We start from the raw sequence: 16,297 nt of genomic DNA, 5'->3' as shown, positions 1-16,297 counted from the left end.
TGACTGAAAATCCCGCCTCAATTTCCCAACGTCCTGTATCGGCAGGGCTTCTATGGGATCGAGCTTTGTGACAGGGTAAGGATATGAGCCTGCGTAGCCATATCCTTACCCTGTCCTCGTTTCTGGGCCTGTGCATGCCGCTTTCCGGGGCTGCGGCGCAGGAAGTCGTCCAGCCACTGCCCGGCGATTACGGCGTATCCGAATCGTCGGTCGGGGGCCTGACCTTCCCTTCCTACCTCCAGCTTCTCGCTGCCCGGGCGCGCGCTGAGGGTGTGAGCGAAGGGACCATCGCTTCGATGACTTCGGGCCTTACGCCCAACAGCCGGGTCGTTTCGCTGGACCGGGCACAGCCTGCCGGGCCGCCGGGAAGCGGCTTCTCGCCGCTTGCGCCCTATATCGCCACTCATGTCGACCGGAACCGGATCGCGGGCGGCAAGCGCGTGTTCGAAGCTGCGGCGGACACTGTCCGGCGGGTGGAACAGCAATATGGCGTTCCCGCCCAGATCGTGATTGCGATCTGGGGGCACGAGACCAATTACGGCAGCTACAAGGGCGATTTCGACCTCTCCCGTTCGCTGGCCACGCTCGCCTGGGAAGGGCGTCGGCGGGAACTGTTTGCGGCTGAATTCATCGACTTGCTCAAGATCGCCGACACCGGCGTGTCGCGCGACACGTTGAAGGGCAGCTGGGCGGGGGCCTTCGGCAATCCGCAGTTCCTGCCGAGCGTCTATCTGCGCCTTGCAGTCGATGGCGACGGGGACGGACACAAGGATATCTGGAACAGCCGGACCGATACGCTCCATTCGATCGCCAATTACTTTCGTGACGCTGGCTGGCGGCCGGGACAGCCCTGGGGCGTGGCCGCGCAGCTGCCGTCCGGGTTCAATGTCGACGCCTACAAGGGCGAACTCAACGCGCCGGTCTGCCCGCGCGTGCATGAACGGCACAGCCAGTGGAAGACCGTGGCCGAATGGAAGCAGTTGGGCGTCACCCCGCTTGCTCCCATAGGGGACGATGTGATGGCCAGCGTGTTCCAGCCCGACGGGCCTGGGACAAAATCCTGGCTCTTAACCGGGAATTATAGGGTTATCCTCGAATATAACTGCTCGAACTACTACGCGATGAGTGTGGGGTTGCTTGCAGATGAGATTGCGAAATAAGACCATTGCCTTCGGGCTTGCCTCGCTGAGCGCGATTGCCGCTCTGGCGGGGTGTGCCGCGTCCGGCGCCGGATCGGGGCCCGAGACTGCGGGCAATACCGCCGTGAACGGCCCGGCTGCGGATTATCCGATTACCGTGGGGCTGCCGTATCGGGTCGATGGCGTGACCTACACGCCGACCGACATCTGGAACTATGACGAGGTCGGCATTGCCTCGGTCGAAAATGCCGGTGGCGAGACGATCTCGGCCTCCAACCATGTTCTGCCCCTGCCGAGCTATGTCGAAGTGACCTCGCTGGAAACCGGGAAGACGATTCTGGTGCGGATCGAGCGGCGCGGCCCGCTGGAAAACCACAATGTGATTGCCTTGTCGCCGGGGGCGGCCAGCCAACTGGGCATTTCGCGCAACACACCGGTGCGCGTGCGCCGGGTGAACCCGCAGGAACCCGAGCGGGCGGCTCTGCGTGCAGGTAACCGTGCGCCTGACCGGATGGATACGCCGATGTCACTGGTAGAGGTGCTCAAGCTCAAACTGCCCTCGAGTGGCCCTGCAGCTTCGCTGGCGCTGCCGAAGGACGCGGCGGCCGCGGCACAGGGAAGCACCCCTGCCGTTGCTCCCGCCACCGGGCAGCAATTGGCCGCAGTGGCGACTGCGCAGCCTTCACCCCCAGCAGTACCCACTGCTGCACCAGCCCAGAACTCTGCGGTGAAGAAGCTGCCCACGCCTGTACAGCGCAAGCCGGACCCTGAACTCGCCGCGGCTCCCAAGCCCGCCGCTAGTGTCGCGCCGAAGGCTGAAGCCAAGGCGGTCGCAAAGCCTTCTTCCGGTGCCTTCGTCGTCCAGGCCGGGGCCTTCTCGACGAAGGATCGCGCGGACAAGGTCGCCAAGGCAATCGGCGGGGATGTCAGCAAGACCGGTTCTCTCTTCCGCGTGCGCACCGGGCCCTTTGCCACACGTAATGCGGCCGAGGCCTCGCTCGCCAAGGTGAAGGCTGCGGGTTATAGCGACGCTCGAATCTATTCCGGCGGCCAGGGAGGCTGAACTTCCGCCGCATCAGGGGCGGGAGCGAGCTTGAAATTTTCTGTGAGGATCGGTTTCGCAGGATTTTGCGCGGCAGTGGCTGCCATGCCTGCCGCCCTGCATGCCGATCCGGCTCCGCCCAGCGATACCGAAGCGCCCATCGCGCTGCTGGTCGATCTAACATCCGGGCAAGTGCTGCACAGGCGCGAGGCCGATCGCCGTTTCCTGCCCGCTTCGGTCACCAAGGTGATGAGTGCCTATCTCGCCTTCGAGATGCTGGCTGACGGGCGGCTGAAGGCGAGCCAGACGTTCACGGTCACGCCAGAACTGGCGGGAAAATGGTCGGGCACCGGTTCCACCCTGTTCCTCAAGCCCGGAGACAAGGTCAGCGTTGATACGCTGATCCGCGGGATAACTACCGTTTCCGCCAATGACGGCGCTGTACTGCTGGCCGAAGGCGCGGCAGGTTCGGTGGAGAATTGGGTCGCGCTGATGAACCGCACGGCGGCGGAACTCGGCATGGACGACAGCCATTTCGGCACGCCCAATGGCTGGCCGGATGAAGGGGCGACCTTCGTCACGGCGCATGATCTGGCTTTGCTGGCCAAGGCGATGATAACGCGCCATCCCCAGCTTTACGCCCGCTATTTCGGCAAGAGCGGCTTCAGCTATAATGGCGTTGCCCAGTCCAACCACGATCCCATGGTCGGCATCGTGCGCGGCGCTGATGGGATCAAGACCGGCTATACGCGCGAGGCAGGCTATAATTTTCTCGGCAGCGCGGCACGCGAAGGTCGCCGTCTGGTGCTGGTGATCGCCGGCACCGATAGCGAGGAAGAGCGTGCCCGGATCGCGCGCGACTATGTCGAATGGGGTTTTTCGGCTTTCGAGCCGCACGAAATCTTCCCTGAGGGAGCCGCAATCGGCACGGCTATGGTGCAGGATGGCGCAACGGATTCTGTGGCCTTGCGCACCGCAGGTCCGGTAATTGCCGACCTGCCGCCCGGTGCACGACCGAAGATCGAACTCTCCCTCCATTATCGCGGGCCGCTCGTTGCGCCGATTGCAGCCGGTCGGAACGTGGCCGAGCTGGAAGTGCGGATCGAAGGGATGGAGCCCTATCGCGTGCCGCTTCAGGCAGCCGCCGCGGTGGATAAGGCCAATCCATGGCAGCGCGTCGCCAATGCCGTGCTAGGCTGGCTTTCGTGAGCAAGGGACGATTCATCGCGCTGGAAGGCGGGGAAGGGGTGGGCAAGTCCACTCAGTCCCGTCTGCTGGCGCAGGCACTGGAAGCGCGCGGCATTTCGGTGGTGCTGACGCGCGAACCGGGCGGCACGCCGGGGGCAGAAGCGATCCGCGCGTTGTTGCTCGATCCTCCGGGCAGTGGCTGGAACCCGCGAGCCGAAGCGTTGCTCTTCGCTGCCGCCCGCTCCGATCATGTCGAAAAGCTGATCCGCCCGGCGATCCTGGCCGGCAAGTGGGTGATTTGCGACCGTTTCCTCGATTCCACCCGTGCCTATCAGGGCGGAGGTGGGGGGCTTTCGGAAGCGGAAATTCTCGAACTGCATCGCGTCGGAAGTGAAGGATTGCTGCCGGATCTCACCTTGCTGGTGGAAGTCCCGCCCCAGCGCGCAGCCGAACGCCTTGCCCGGCGCGATCTCGATGGATCCGACGCAATCGGCGGGCGCGATGCCGCCTATCATGCCCGCGTCGCCGCCGCTTTTTCGCGGATTGCGGAGGAGGAACCAGATCGCTTTGCCCGGATCGACGGGGAAGGGGCGCCTTCGGAAATCCATGCCCGGATAATGGCCGCGCTCTCCGCTTTGCTGGAGGATGCGGCGTGAAGCATTCCGGCCATGACGAGCCCTGGCGGGCCTGGCACGCGGCGTTGGCGGGGCCGCGCATGCACCACGCATGGATGCTCGCCGGCAAGCGCGGTATCGGCAAGCTGGACTTCGCACTGGCCGCCGCGCGGGAACTTGTGGCCGAAGAAGGAGTGCCCCAGCCCAAGGGCGATCATCCCGATATCCTCGTGCTCGAACATTTGCCCGCCAATGCCGAGGAAGAGAAGAAGAAGGCCGAAGGCAAGGAGTGGCAGGCCAAGCGGAACATCTCCATCGACCAGATCCGCGAGATGCAGCACCGGCTCGTCACTCGTCCGACCCTGGGCAGCCGCCGCGTGGTGATTATCTCTCCGGCCGACGATCTTGAGAAAGGCGGCGCCAACGCCTTGCTCAAGAGCCTTGAGGAGCCGCCGCAGGGCACCTTCTTCCTGCTCGTCACGCATCGGCCCGGGCGTTTGTTGCCCACGATCCGCTCGCGCTGCCGCGTGCTACGTTTCGGCGAGGCGAAGGCAGAGGAAGTGGAAGCCTATCTCGCGCGCGAAGCGCCGACAGCCGACGCGGCGGCCCGGGCGCTCGCCGCCAGCGCCGCCGCCGGCTCGCCCGGCGCCGCGCTGGAATTCCTGTCCCACGATCTCGCGCCTTTGCACCGGCTGATGCAGCGCATCCTCGGGCAGGGGGACGAAGGCTTCGAATTGCGCGGTGAACTCGCCGATGCGATTGGCCAGCGGCCCTCGCGCGAACGCCAGCTCGCCGCCATCGACCTCGCGCGGGCCGTGATCGCGCAGGAAATGCGCTCGGCCGCGCGCGCGCGCATTCCCGCCATCGTCAACGCTCATGGCGAGCTCAACCGGCTCGCCGCCCAGGCTCCGACCTATAATTTCGATCCGGCATTGCTGGTGATGGAAATCGGCAGCTTGCTCGCAGGTGCAGCACAGCCTAGGGAACCGGCCCATGGCTGAACCCTATTACATCACTACCGCAATTTCCTATCCCAACGGCCCGCCCCATATCGGCCATGCCTATGAGGCGATCGCGGCCGATGTCGCCGCGCGTTTCCAGCGCCTGATGGGGCGCGAAGTGCGCTTCCAGACCGGCACGGACGAGCATGGCCTGAAGATGGCGCAAAAGGCGCGCGATCTGGGCAAGACGCCGCTCGAATTGGCGAGCGAGATGTCGGCGCTGTTCCGTGCGATGTGCGATGGGCTGAACGTCTCCTATGACCGCTTCATCCGCACCACGGAAGAAGCGCACCACCGTGCCAGCCAGGCGATCTGGCAGGCAATGGAGGCGAATGGCGACCTCTATCTGGATCGCTATGAGGGCTGGTACTCGGTCCGCGACGAGGCCTATTACGACGAGAGCGAACTCGTCGATGGGGAAGGGGACGAAAAGCTCTCGCCCCAGGGCACGCCTGTCGAATGGACGGTGGAGGAAAGCTGGTTCTTCCGCCTGTCCAGCTATCAGGAGCCGCTGCTGCAGCTCTATCGCGACAATCCGGACTTCATTCAGCCGGAAAGTCGCCGCAACGAAGTGATGCGCTTTGTCGAGGGCGGCCTGCGCGATCTCTCGGTCAGCCGTACCAGTTTCGACTGGGGCGTGAAGGTGCCGGGCAATGAGGATCACGTGATGTATGTGTGGGTGGATGCCCTCACCAATTACATCACCGGTATCGGCTATCCCGACGATACCGAGGAATTCCGCAAGTTCTGGCCTGCCAATGTCCATCTGATCGGCAAGGACATTGTCCGCTTCCACGCTGTCTATTGGCCGGCCTTCCTCATCAGCGCGGGCCTTGCCGTGCCGAAGCAGGTTTTTGCGCATGGCTTCCTGCTCAATCGCGGGCAGAAGGAATCGAAGTCGCTCGGCAATGTGACCGATCCGATGGATCTGGCGGAACGCTACGGTGTGGATACGTTGCGCTACTTCCTCTTGCGCGAGGTCTCCTTCGGACAGGATGGCAGCTATTCCACGGAAGCTATTGTAACCCGGGCAAATGCCGAGCTGGCCAACAGCTTTGGCAACCTTGCACAGCGTGTGATGAGCTTCATCGCCAAGAATTGCGGCGGCGGCTTCGCGGCTACCTCTCCGGTTGAGGAAGCGGACGCCCAATTGCGGGCGAAGGTCAACGCTGCCTGCGCTTCGGAACTGCCCGAGGCATTTGGCAAGCTCGCTTTCACTGCCGGGCTCGAGGCGTGGATGCAGGGGGTCTATGCCTGCAACGCCTATATTGACGAGCAGGCTCCCTGGGCGCTGCGCAAGACCGATCCGGCGCGGATGGAACGTGTGCTGGCGACGCTGTGCGGCTGCATCCGGGATTTGGCCGTCGCGGTTTCACCGGTGACCCCGGCGGCCTCCACCAAGATTCTCGATGCCTTGTGCATCCCTGCCGATGCGCGCGATTTCGCGGCGCTGGGCACGGATCCTGCATTGGGCGAGATCCGGGTAGAGAATCCCACCCCGGTCTTCCCTCGGCTTGAGATGCCGGTGGAGGAGGGCGCCTGATGCTGATCGATAGCCACTGCCACCTGGAATATAAGGGGCTGGTGGAAGAACAGCAGGCCGTGCTCGAACGGGCACGCGCCGCTGGTGTGCATGGGTTCCTCAATATCTCCACCCGCCAGAGCGAGTGGGACCGCGTGGTCGGCACGGCTGCACGGGAGGCGGATGTCTGGGCCAGCGTTGGCATTCATCCGCACGAGGCGGACGGCCACGCCGATATGGGCGCCGCCGTCCTTCTTGCCGCAACCGATCATTCCAAAGTGGTCGGCATCGGCGAAACCGGGCTCGACTATTATTACGACAAGTCCGACCGCCAGGTGCAGCAGGACCTGTTCCGTATGCATATCGGCGTGGCGCGCGAAACCGGCCTACCGCTGATCATTCACACGCGTGATGCTGAAGAAGATACAGCTGCAATCCTGCGCGATGAAATGGGGAAGGGCACCTTTCCGGCCCTGATCCACTGCTTCACTGCATCGGCCGATTTCGCCCGGATCGTGCTCGATCTCGGCCTGTCGATCTCGATTTCCGGTATCGTGACTTTCAAGAACGCCAAGGATTTACAGGAAATCGCTTCCTGGATTCCCGAGGATCGGCTGCTGGTCGAAACCGACAGCCCCTTTCTGGCGCCCGTTCCTCATCGCGGACGCCCTTGCGAACCGGCTTTTGTCGCCGATACGGCCGCCTTTGTCGCCAATCTGCGCTCGGAGCCGCTGGAAAAGCTGGCTGACTATACCACACGGAACTTTCATGCTTTGTTCCGGAAGGCCGCCGCGTGAAGGTGCTGCTTCTTGGCTCGGGCACTTCCACAGGCGTGCCGCGCATCGGCAATGACTGGGGCGATTGCGACCCGTCAGAACCGCGCAACCGCCGGACTCGCGTTTCGATATTGGTCGAAAATGACGCAGGCAGCCGTCTGCTGGTAGATACATCGACCGATCTGCGTCAGCAGCTGCTTACGAACGGAATTGAACGGATAGACGGCGTCTTCTGGACGCACGATCATGCCGATCACTGCCACGGTATCGATGATCTCAGGGTGATGCGTTATGGCCGGGGTGGCCCGATTGCGGGCTTCGGATCGGCGGAAACCGTCCATCGGCTGCGCCAGCGCTTCGGCTATGTCTTTGCCGGCCAATATGGCTATCCGACAATCGTCGAGCTTGAGGTCCTGGACCGATTGAAATGCCATGCTGGCTTTGGACTCAGCTGGTGCCAAATGCCGCACGGGCCAACCGAAACCACTGCCTATCGCTTCGAGTGCGATGGAAAGTCTATCGGTTATGCTACTGATTATAGTGCAATTACAGCGCCAATGGTCGAGCTGTTCATGGGCGTCGATGTGCTTGTGAGCGACTGCCTGCGCCGTGAACCACATCCGACGCATGCGCATCTCGCCATGGCAATCGAACTCGGCAATGCCTGCCGCGCGGGTACCACGATATTGACGCATCTGGACAAGAGCATGGATTATCGCATGCTTCAGTCCGAAGTGCCGCCTGGCGTGCTGGTTGGCTACGACGGAATGGTCGTGGAGGCATAGGATGGCTGGCAGCTGGGTATCGGTCGTCGCATTGCTTGCATGGCTGGTGCTCGCGGTCAGCGCATATTCCGGTTTCAGGTTTGGCTGGCGCAAGAATATGGTTCTGGCTCTGGTCTGGGCGACGGTTTTCACGTCGATGACACTCATCATCACGTGGATGGGGCTATGAGGCCAGACCGTGCGGTAGAGGGAAACCCTTCAACCGGCCGCATTTCGTTTAACATAATACTTATTATCGTTCTTAGATAGAGAGCCATGTCCGAGCAATTGACCCGCCTTCTCCGCATCATGGCCCGCCTCCGCGATCCGCAGAATGGCTGCGAATGGGATATCGCGCAGACTTTCCGCACCATTGCTCCTTATACGATCGAGGAAGCCTACGAGGTCGCAGACGCGATCGAGCGTGATGACATGGCCGATCTGCGCGGCGAACTTGGCGATCTGCTCCTCCAGGTCGTTTTCCATGCGCGCATGGCCGAGGAAGTCGGCGATTTCTCATTCGAGGATGTGGCACGAGCTATTTCGGACAAGATGGAAGCCCGTCACCCTCATGTCTTCGGTGATAGCCATTCGCCTGGGTGGGAAGCTCTCAAAGAGAAAGAACGCGATGCCGCCGGGGCAACCAGCGCCATGGATGGGGTCGCCCGAGCGCTGCCGGCATTGCTGCGGGCGGAAAAGCTGCAAAAGCGCGCCGCGCGTGTGGGGTTCGACTGGCCCGATCCTGAAGGACCTGCCGCGAAACTGGTTGAGGAAATGGCGGAACTGCGCGAGGCCGATGCGCAGTCGAAGCTTGAGGAAGCTGGCGACGTCCTGTTCGCCGCCGTCAATCTCGTGCGAGCCTACGGTATTGCACCGGAGGAAGCATTGCGCGCCACCAATGACAAGTTCGAGCGTCGGTTTCGCGCGATGGAAGAACTTTCTGCCGGCAAGTTCAATGAGTTGAATCTGGAAGCTCAGGAAGAGCTTTGGCAGCGCGTAAAAGGGACTGAACGGGCCCAGAAAGATAGCTGAAGGCGCCTCAAGGCAACCTAAAGCGACGAATAGCGGCCGAATTCCTTGGGCGTGAGCCGCACAGTCATGCGGATGCGAGCACCATCCTCTCCGTCAAGCTGCTCCTCCGCCAAAACCTCGCCATGGGCATGGAGCCACGCAAGGCGTTGGCCATCGCTGACCGGAAGCGCGAACTCATAGGTTTTCGCGTTTTCAGTCAATAGCTTACCGAGCAATTCGAAGAGCGCCTCCAGTCCGAATCCGGTAGCGGCCGAAATCGGTACGATCCGGCCCTCGCCTCCGGCCAGTTCCGCCAGCTCTTCGCGGCGTTCCTCGTCCAGAAGGTCCCACTTGTTCCAGGCCTCGACGATGGGAATGCGGCTCTCGCCCCCTTCCCCCTCCATCACGCCGAGATCGGTCAGAATCTCAAGCACCTGCGCCTTCTGAGTGCCGTTTGCCGGATTGGCCATATCGCGGACATGGACGATCACATCCGCGGCAGTGACTTCTTCCAGCGTCGCGCGGAATGCGGCGACGAGCTGGGTCGGCAGGTCGGAAATGAACCCCACCGTGTCTGACAGGATCGCCTTTTCCACCCCGGGAAGCCGGATTGCCCGCATAGTGGGGTCTAGCGTGGCGAAAAGGAGATCTTCGGCCATGACGTCCGCACCGGTTACCCGGTTGAAGAGCGTCGATTTTCCGGCGTTCGTATATCCGACCAGCGCAATTACCGGCCATGGCGCCTTGCCGCGCCTTTCGCGGTGAAGCGCGCGGGTCTTGCGGACCTGATCGAGTTCCTTGCGCAGCCGCCCCATCCGGGTGCGTATCATGCGACGGTCGGCCTCGATCTGGGTTTCGCCGGGGCCGCCAAGGAAGCCAAAGCCGCCGCGCTGGCGCTCAAGGTGAGTCCAGCTGCGCACCAGACGGCTCTGCTGATAGTCGAGATGGGCGAGTTCGACCTGAAGCCGCCCTTCCGCCGTCGCCGCACGTTCCCCGAAAATCTCCAGGATCAGCCCGGTGCGGTCGATCACCTTGCGTTTGAGCTTTTCCTCAAGATTACGCTGCTGGATCGCGCTGAGTGCCCCGTCGACGATGACGAGTTCTGCCTCTTCCATCGTGCAGGTAGTGGCAATGCGCTCGATCTGCCCTTCACCGAACAGAGTGGCGGCGCGCACATCGCGAATGGGCACAATGAACGCATCGGCGACGATGATGCCGATCGCGAGGGCAAGGCCACGCGCTTCTTCAAGCCGGGCCTCGGGCTCCTCGCTCCGTCGCTGTCCCCTGATGTCCGGGCACACGACCACGGCACGCGCACCGCGCGTTACCTCGCCGGCAAGATCGTCATCAAAGCTCAGTCGCTGTCACCTTCACCATCCCAATCGCCGGTCAGATCGACAGGCGAAGCGGGCTGGATGGTAGACACTGCATGCTTATAGGCAAGCTGAACGAAACCTTCGCGCTCCAGCAGCATGCAGAACAGGTCATAAGCGGCGATCCGGCCCTGCAGCATAACGCCATTGACCAGGAACATGGTGACGCTGACGCTGGCATCGCGGACGCTGCCGAGGAACACGTCCTGCAGCAGGCGCTGCTTCTTGCCGCCATCCACGCCCGAAGCGAACTGCTCCGCATCCACCGGTGCGCTGGGCATGATGGTGGAAATCGCGTGCTTGTAGACCAGCTGAGACTGTCCGTCGCGGCGAAGCAGGATCGAGAAATTATCGAACCAGGTGACGATTCCCTGCAGCTTCACACCCTTGACGAGGAACATCGTCACCGGCGTCTTGTTCTTGCGCAGCAGATTGAGAAACGCGTCCTGAAGGCTCTGCCCGCCCTTTGCTGCGGCGGCCGCAGGTTTGGCGGCAGCAGGTTCGGGGGCCGGCTTAGGCCGTGCCGAGAGGGTTCTTCCGGTCATGAAACTGACTCCTGTTGTTGGCAGCCGCGATTGCGGTTCCGCATTCTGGCTGCCTCGCCTTTTCACCGTACGAGACGGATTCGGGCGTTACAGCCGGATAGCAAATTGAGTGTAATGCCAGATTATCCGCAGCGGCAAGATTTTTGTGCAACTGCGAACAATCCTGTCATGTTCAGGCGTGCCGAAATTGAGATCGGCTCAACCCTGATCCTCCCCTTCCCTCTCGCCCATGCCCAGCAGCTTGAGCTTGCGGTGCAGGGCCGAGCGTTCCATCCCGATAAAACCGGCTGTTTTCGAGATGTTGCCAGAGAAACGGCGAATCTGGATGCGCAGATATTCCCGCTCGAAACTCTCGCGAGCTTCCCGCAGCGGAACTCCCATCAGCGAGGTGATGCCCGGCCCGCCGTCCATCTTCCCGCCGGTGATTTCGGGCGGAAGCATGTCGGGTTCGATCCGGGCCAGGCGGTCGCGCGGGGTGAGGATCACTGTCCGTTCGATCACGTTGCGCAACTGGCGGACATTGCCGGGCCAATCATAGGCCTGAAGCGCGGCCATCGCTTCGGGCGTGACGTTCGGCGCCCCGATCCCCTGTTCCGCGGAATAACGGGTGAAGAAATGATCGGCGAGGCTGGGAATATCCTCCCGCCGTTCGGCCAGTGGCGGAATGCCGACCGGGACCACGTTGAGCCGGTAGAACAAATCTTCCCGGAAACGCTTTTCGGCGATTTCCTTCTCCAACTCGCGCGAACTGGACGATACGACCCGCACGTCGACAGCGATCTGCCGAGTGCCGCCGACGCGCACGAAACTCTGCTCGGTCAGCACGCGCAGGATGCGAGCCTGAGTGCTTTCCGGCATGTCCGCCACTTCATCGAGATAAAGCGTGCCGCCATCCGCCATTTCGAGCAGACCGGCGCGCACCAGCTTGCCTTCGGCTTCCTCGCCGAACAATTCCTGTTCGAAGCGTTCGGGCGTGATGCGAGCGGAATTGACAGTGACGAAGGCCTTGTCGGCGCGAGGACTCCACGAATGGAGCAGGCGCGCGGCGACTTCCTTGCCTGCCCCGGCCGGGCCGCTGATGAGTACGCGACTTCCGGTGTTCGCGACACGCTTGAGCGTGGCGCGCACCTGATTGATGGCGCTGGAATTGCCGGTGAACTCGTCATTGTTGATGAGCCCTTCGCGCAGCCGGGCATTCTCGCGACGCAGGCGCTCGGTCTCGGTTGCGCGATGGACCAGATGCAGCAGGCGCTCGGCCTCGAAGGGCTTTTCGATGAAATCGAGCGCACCCCGGCTGACGGCAGAGACGGCCGTATCGATGTTGCCGTGACCGGAGAAGATGATCACCGGCAGTTCCGGCTCGCGCTGCTTGATGGCGTCGAGCACTTCGAGCCCGTCCATCGGGCTGCCGTGGAGCCATACGTCGAGCAGGACGAGGCTGGGCCGCCTCTCATCCACCGCGGCAAGGGCGGAGGTGCTGTCTCCGGCAGTGCGGCATTCGTAGCCTTCGTCGCTCAGCACGCCGGCGACCAGCTCCCGAATGTCCCGCTCGTCGTCCACCACGAGGATGTCGAGCGCCATCAGATCTTCTCCATCATCAAACAGGTCTTCATTCTGCCGCCTCGCTGCCCTGACGGGCGGAAATCGGATCGCGCGCGAAACGCAGCGTCACTCGTGTGCCGCCGCTTTCGGCGGAGGTGAAACTCATCTCGCCGCCATGCTCTTCCACGATCTTGTTCACGATCGCGAGGCCGAGGCCGGTGCCCTTCTCGCGAGTGGTGACGTAGGGTTCGACGATCCGCTCGCGGTCCTGCGGCAGGCCGATGCCATTGTCCTCGACAATTACGGTGAAGGCCTCGTCGCTGAAACTGGCGCATACGGCGATGCGGCCGCGATAGTCGGGCTCCGCATCGCGGGCCCGTGCGTCGATCGCCTCGGCCGCGTTCTTGAGCACGTTGGTCATCGCCTGTCCGAACTGGTGCCGGTCGCATGCGATGGGATGCGTCTCTTCCTCGGCATCGAAACTGTAGGCGATCTCGGGATGGCCGACTTCCTGCAGGAACAGCGACTGGCGAACCAGATCGACTGGGTCTTCCTGCCGGAAGACCGGCTTGGGCAGACGGGCGAAGCTGGAGAACTCGTCCACCATCTTCCGGAGGTCGCCGACCTGGCGGATGATCGTGGCGGTCAGTTCCTCGAACAGTTCCGTGTCGGTCTGGATCTGGCGGCCGTAACGGCGCTTGAGCCGCTCCGTTGCCAGCTGGATCGGGGTGAGCGGGTTCTTGATCTCATGCGCGATACGCCGCGCCACGTCGGACCATGCCGCCTGCCGCTGATCGAGCAACTGGCGAGTGATGTCCTCGAAAGTAATCACGTGCCCGCCAGCCGCCGGGGCGATCTTCACCGCGAGCGACAGCAATTCGCCGTTCTTGTTATACTGCACCAGCCCGCTGGAAAGCCGGGCTTCCATCATCGCGGCCATTTCCGGCGCAATTTCGGCCAGTTTCAGGCCCACCGGCGCAGGGCCGACGCGGTCCAGCAGCAGCTTCTGGGCCGAACTGTTCATCAGCAACACGTCACCCTGCCCGTCGATCGAGACGATCCCGGCCGTGATCGATTCCAGCACGGTTTCGATAAAGGTGCGCCGTTCCTCGAGCTGCTCGTTGGCGTTGACCAATGCGCGGGTCTGTTGCTCGATCTGGGCGGTCATCCGGTTGAAAGCGCGGTTCAGCAGGCCGATTTCATCGGGGCCTGTGCGGCCTTCCACGCGCAAGGCGTAATTGCCCTGCCCCACTTCGCGCGCGGCACCGACGAGATCGGTCAGCGGGCGGACCTGACGGTCGGCAAAGCGTAAGGCAAACCAGATCGCGAGCCCGACCAGCCCGAGCGATACGAAGAACAGCAGCAGGTTGAAGCGCAATTGCAGCTTGCGCGCACTGCTGGTGAGAACCTCGTAAGTCGAGACAACGCTCTGCGCGCGTTTCCATTGGCTCAGTGCCGTCGCGTCCGACTTGCGGGCATTGTAAAGGTATATGCCTGCACCGCGGTCAATCGCCGCAACAGCCTCTACCCGGTCTTCGCGCGCCGAGACGACAACATCTTCGCCCGCATCGATCTTGGGGACCGCCGAGGCGACCACCTTCTTGACCAGATCGTCCTCCTCCGGATCGACGATGGCAGCAATGTTGAGTTCGCCGTTCTCCCCTTTCTGGACAATCGCACTCCGACTGATTTCGCGCTGATAGGCCTGGAGGTAATATTGCTCGGGGAATTCGGGGCTGGTGAGCGAAACCCGCGTCAGCACATAACGCAAATCCCCGGCCATGGTCGTGGTGTTGCTGGCCAGCTGGCGCTGGTTCTGGTCATAATAGCCGCGCGCCAGCTCGTTCGCCATTTCGATGATGCCGCGCTGCTTGTCGGAGAACCAGAATTCGACGCCCGTCTGGAACAGGAACGAGGCGAAGATCGAGACCAGCAGCGTGGGAATCGCAGCCACAAGCGAGAAGAAGAACACCAGGCGCACATGCAGGCGCGCCGTCTTGCCACCGGCGCGGCGGATCGCGATCCGCCGACCGACCAGCACCAGCAATGTCATCGCCGGGATCAGCGTGCCGATCAGAAGTGCCGCAGCTTCACCTGAGGGAACGAGCCCGCCGCTCGCGGGCTGGCTGAAGAGCTTGGCCCAGCTCCACACCACCATCAGCCCCAACGTAACGGCGGCGAAGACTTCCAGTATGCCGAAGACGTTCGCCCGCCGGGCGCTCACAAGAGCGCGGCGCGACCAGCGTGGCCAGCTGCGGCCCTTGGAAGAATGCGTATCGGGCATCGTTGCCCGGTTACAACTGTCCTGTTGCAAATTTGCAAGCGCTTTTCTCAACGGCACGACAGAACGTGCCGTTCATCCCCGTCGGACGAAGCGTTCCGGATCGATCTGCAACTCGTCGAGACGCTTGCGCAAAGTGTTGCGATTGATGCCCAGCAGGTGAGCGGCACGCAGCTGATTGCCGTTCGTCTCGGCTAGTGCGTGCTCGAACAGCGGCTTCTCGAAGGCCGCCAGCGCAGCGTGATAGAGATTGCCGTCGGCCGGGGCGGCCACGCCAAGCCAGTTGGTGAGCGCCGCGGCAAAGGTCGCGCCCTCCACCGGGCCGACAGCGCCCATGCTCGCAGGTCGTTCCTCGAGCATGGCCAGTACGGTGGGCGCGTCGATCAGTTCTTCGCGCGCCAACAGGGCGAGGCGGAAGACGAAGTTCTTCAACTCGCGTACATTCCCGCGCCATGGCTGGCGCATCAGTACCTCGCCGGCCTCATGGGTCAGTTGGTGCCGGGGAAGCCCCTCTTCTGCGGCCTGAAGCAGGAAGTGCCGAGCCAGTGCCTCGATGTCTCCGGCGCGTTCGCGCAAGGGGGGAATCTGGATCGGTACGACGTTGAGGCGGTAGAACAGGTCTTCGCGGAACTGACCGGCTGCTATCATCGGGGCAAGGTCGCGATTGGTCGCGGCGATGATCCGCACGTCGATGTCGATCTCCTCGCGGCCGCCCACACGGCGGATGCGGCCGGACTGGAGCGCGCGCAGCAGGCGGGTCTGCGCCTCGGCAGGCATGTCCCCGATCTCGTCGAGGAACAGCGTACCGCCGCTGGCCTGCTCGAATTTACCGATATTGCGCGCCACTGCGCCGGTGAACGATCCCTTCTCGTGGCCGAACAACTCGCTTTCGATCAACTCGCGCGGAATCGCGGCCGTGTTCAGCGCCACGAACGGCCCCTTGGAGCGATGGCCCAGCTGATGGATCGCCTCGGCCACCAGTTCCTTGCCGGTGCCACTCTCGCCCAGGATCAGCACGGTGAGGTCGTTCCTCAGCACGCGCGTAATCATGCGATAGACGCCCTGCATCGCCTGGCTGCGGCCAACGAGCGGAAGTCCCTCTCCCGAAGGCGCGTCGTCATCCGATCCGCTCTCGCGGCTATCCGCCGCCTGCCGCGCGGCGCGGACCAGTTCGTCGAGATCGAAGGGCTTGGGGAAATATTCGAAAGCGCCGGTGTCGCTGGCGCGGACGGCCGTATCGAGCGTGTTTTGCGCCGAGAGGATGATCACCGGCATATCGGGATAGGCTGTGCGCACGTCGCCCAGTGTCTCGATCCCATCGCCGTCAGCCAGCATGATGTCAGTCAGCATCACGTCATAGCGATTATCCGCCAGCAGCCGGTCACGCTCCGCGATGGAATCGCAGCGATCGACAGTGAACCCGTCATCCTGCAGCGCCGCCGTTGTGACGAGCGCGATAGAGGTGTCATCCTCCACCAGCAGAGCACGCCTCGCCATTC

At 62.9% G+C, this 16,297-nt stretch carries 15 protein-coding genes; 10 read left to right on the top strand and 5 right to left on the bottom strand.

Annotated features, from left to right (window positions below; all coding sequences use genetic code 11):
• The first annotated feature begins 83 nt into the window (after nucleotides 1-83).
• The 10 genes from WFP36_RS01330 to mazG all read left to right on the top strand — a co-directional run bounded on the left by WFP36_RS01330 (nucleotide 84) and on the right by mazG (nucleotide 9,078).
• On the top strand, nucleotides 84-1,160 hold the full coding sequence (locus WFP36_RS01330) for a lytic murein transglycosylase (protein ID WP_336977212.1): 1,077 nt from the start codon (nucleotides 84-86) through the stop codon (nucleotides 1,158-1,160).
• Nucleotides 1,144-2,202, top strand: coding sequence for an SPOR domain-containing protein (locus WFP36_RS01325; protein WP_336977210.1), 1,059 nt, complete (start codon nucleotides 1,144-1,146; stop codon nucleotides 2,200-2,202). The genes WFP36_RS01330 and WFP36_RS01325 overlap by 17 nt, the downstream gene beginning before the upstream one ends.
• An 84-nt stretch (nucleotides 2,203-2,286) precedes the next feature.
• Entirely contained in the window at nucleotides 2,287-3,390 is a 1,104-nt protein-coding gene (locus tag WFP36_RS01320; RefSeq protein ID WP_336978669.1) for a D-alanyl-D-alanine carboxypeptidase family protein, read from the top strand.
• Nucleotides 3,387-4,025 (top strand): dTMP kinase, encoded by a 639-nt coding sequence (gene tmk, locus WFP36_RS01315; protein ID WP_336977208.1) that lies wholly within the window; start codon nucleotides 3,387-3,389, stop codon nucleotides 4,023-4,025. Before WFP36_RS01320 ends, tmk begins: the two co-directional genes overlap by 4 nt.
• Nucleotides 4,022-4,984, top strand: coding sequence for a DNA polymerase III subunit delta' (locus tag WFP36_RS01310; RefSeq protein WP_336977207.1), 963 nt, complete (start codon nucleotides 4,022-4,024; stop codon nucleotides 4,982-4,984). The genes tmk and WFP36_RS01310 overlap by 4 nt, the downstream gene beginning before the upstream one ends.
• A complete protein-coding gene (gene metG / locus WFP36_RS01305; protein WP_336977205.1) occupies nucleotides 4,977-6,527 on the top strand; it encodes a methionine--tRNA ligase in 1,551 nt (516 codons plus the stop codon). Before WFP36_RS01310 ends, metG begins: the two co-directional genes overlap by 8 nt.
• A complete protein-coding gene (locus WFP36_RS01300; protein ID WP_336977203.1) occupies nucleotides 6,527-7,303 on the top strand; it encodes a TatD family hydrolase in 777 nt (258 codons plus the stop codon). The genes metG and WFP36_RS01300 overlap by 1 nt, the downstream gene beginning before the upstream one ends.
• On the top strand, nucleotides 7,300-8,067 hold the full coding sequence (locus WFP36_RS01295) for an MBL fold metallo-hydrolase (RefSeq protein ID WP_336977201.1): 768 nt from the start codon (nucleotides 7,300-7,302) through the stop codon (nucleotides 8,065-8,067). Before WFP36_RS01300 ends, WFP36_RS01295 begins: the two co-directional genes overlap by 4 nt.
• A 1-nt stretch (nucleotide 8,068) precedes the next feature.
• A complete protein-coding gene (locus tag WFP36_RS01290) occupies nucleotides 8,069-8,236 on the top strand; it encodes a hypothetical protein (RefSeq protein WP_336977200.1) in 168 nt (55 codons plus the stop codon).
• Between the two features lie 86 nt (nucleotides 8,237-8,322).
• On the top strand, nucleotides 8,323-9,078 hold the full coding sequence (mazG, locus tag WFP36_RS01285) for a nucleoside triphosphate pyrophosphohydrolase (RefSeq protein ID WP_336977198.1): 756 nt from the start codon (nucleotides 8,323-8,325) through the stop codon (nucleotides 9,076-9,078).
• A gap of 17 nt (nucleotides 9,079-9,095) precedes the next feature.
• On the opposite strand, the gene hflX is transcribed toward mazG, so the two are convergent.
• From hflX to WFP36_RS01260, 5 genes are all read right to left on the bottom strand, one after another.
• The gene (gene hflX, locus WFP36_RS01280; protein ID WP_336977197.1) at nucleotides 9,096-10,364 is read right to left on the bottom strand and encodes a GTPase HflX; all 1,269 of its coding nucleotides are present in this window, start codon (nucleotides 10,362-10,364) and stop codon (nucleotides 9,096-9,098) included.
• Nucleotides 10,365-10,411: 47 nt separating this feature from the next.
• Nucleotides 10,412-10,975 carry an RNA chaperone Hfq gene (hfq, locus tag WFP36_RS01275; protein WP_336977195.1) on the bottom strand — a complete coding sequence of 188 codons (564 nt, stop codon included), beginning with the start codon at nucleotides 10,973-10,975 and terminating at the stop codon, nucleotides 10,412-10,414.
• Nucleotides 10,976-11,173: 198 nt separating this feature from the next.
• Complete coding sequence (ntrX, locus tag WFP36_RS01270) at nucleotides 11,174-12,556, bottom strand: nitrogen assimilation response regulator NtrX (RefSeq protein ID WP_336977193.1); 1,383 nt, start codon at nucleotides 12,554-12,556, stop codon at nucleotides 11,174-11,176.
• 28 nt (nucleotides 12,557-12,584) lie between these two features.
• Entirely contained in the window at nucleotides 12,585-14,801 is a 2,217-nt protein-coding gene (locus WFP36_RS01265) for a sensor histidine kinase (protein ID WP_336977191.1), read from the bottom strand.
• Nucleotides 14,802-14,873: 72 nt separating this feature from the next.
• Nucleotides 14,874-16,295 (bottom strand): sigma-54-dependent transcriptional regulator, encoded by a 1,422-nt coding sequence (locus WFP36_RS01260; RefSeq protein ID WP_336977190.1) that lies wholly within the window; start codon nucleotides 16,293-16,295, stop codon nucleotides 14,874-14,876.
• Between the last annotated feature and the right edge of the window lie 2 nt (nucleotides 16,296-16,297).

It is taken from the genome of Fulverythrobacter fulvus, from assembly GCF_037154085.1.
GTDB classification, from domain to species: Bacteria; Pseudomonadota; Alphaproteobacteria; order Sphingomonadales; family Sphingomonadaceae; genus Andeanibacterium; species Andeanibacterium fulvum.
This window is presented reverse-complemented; position numbering and strand designations above follow the sequence as displayed.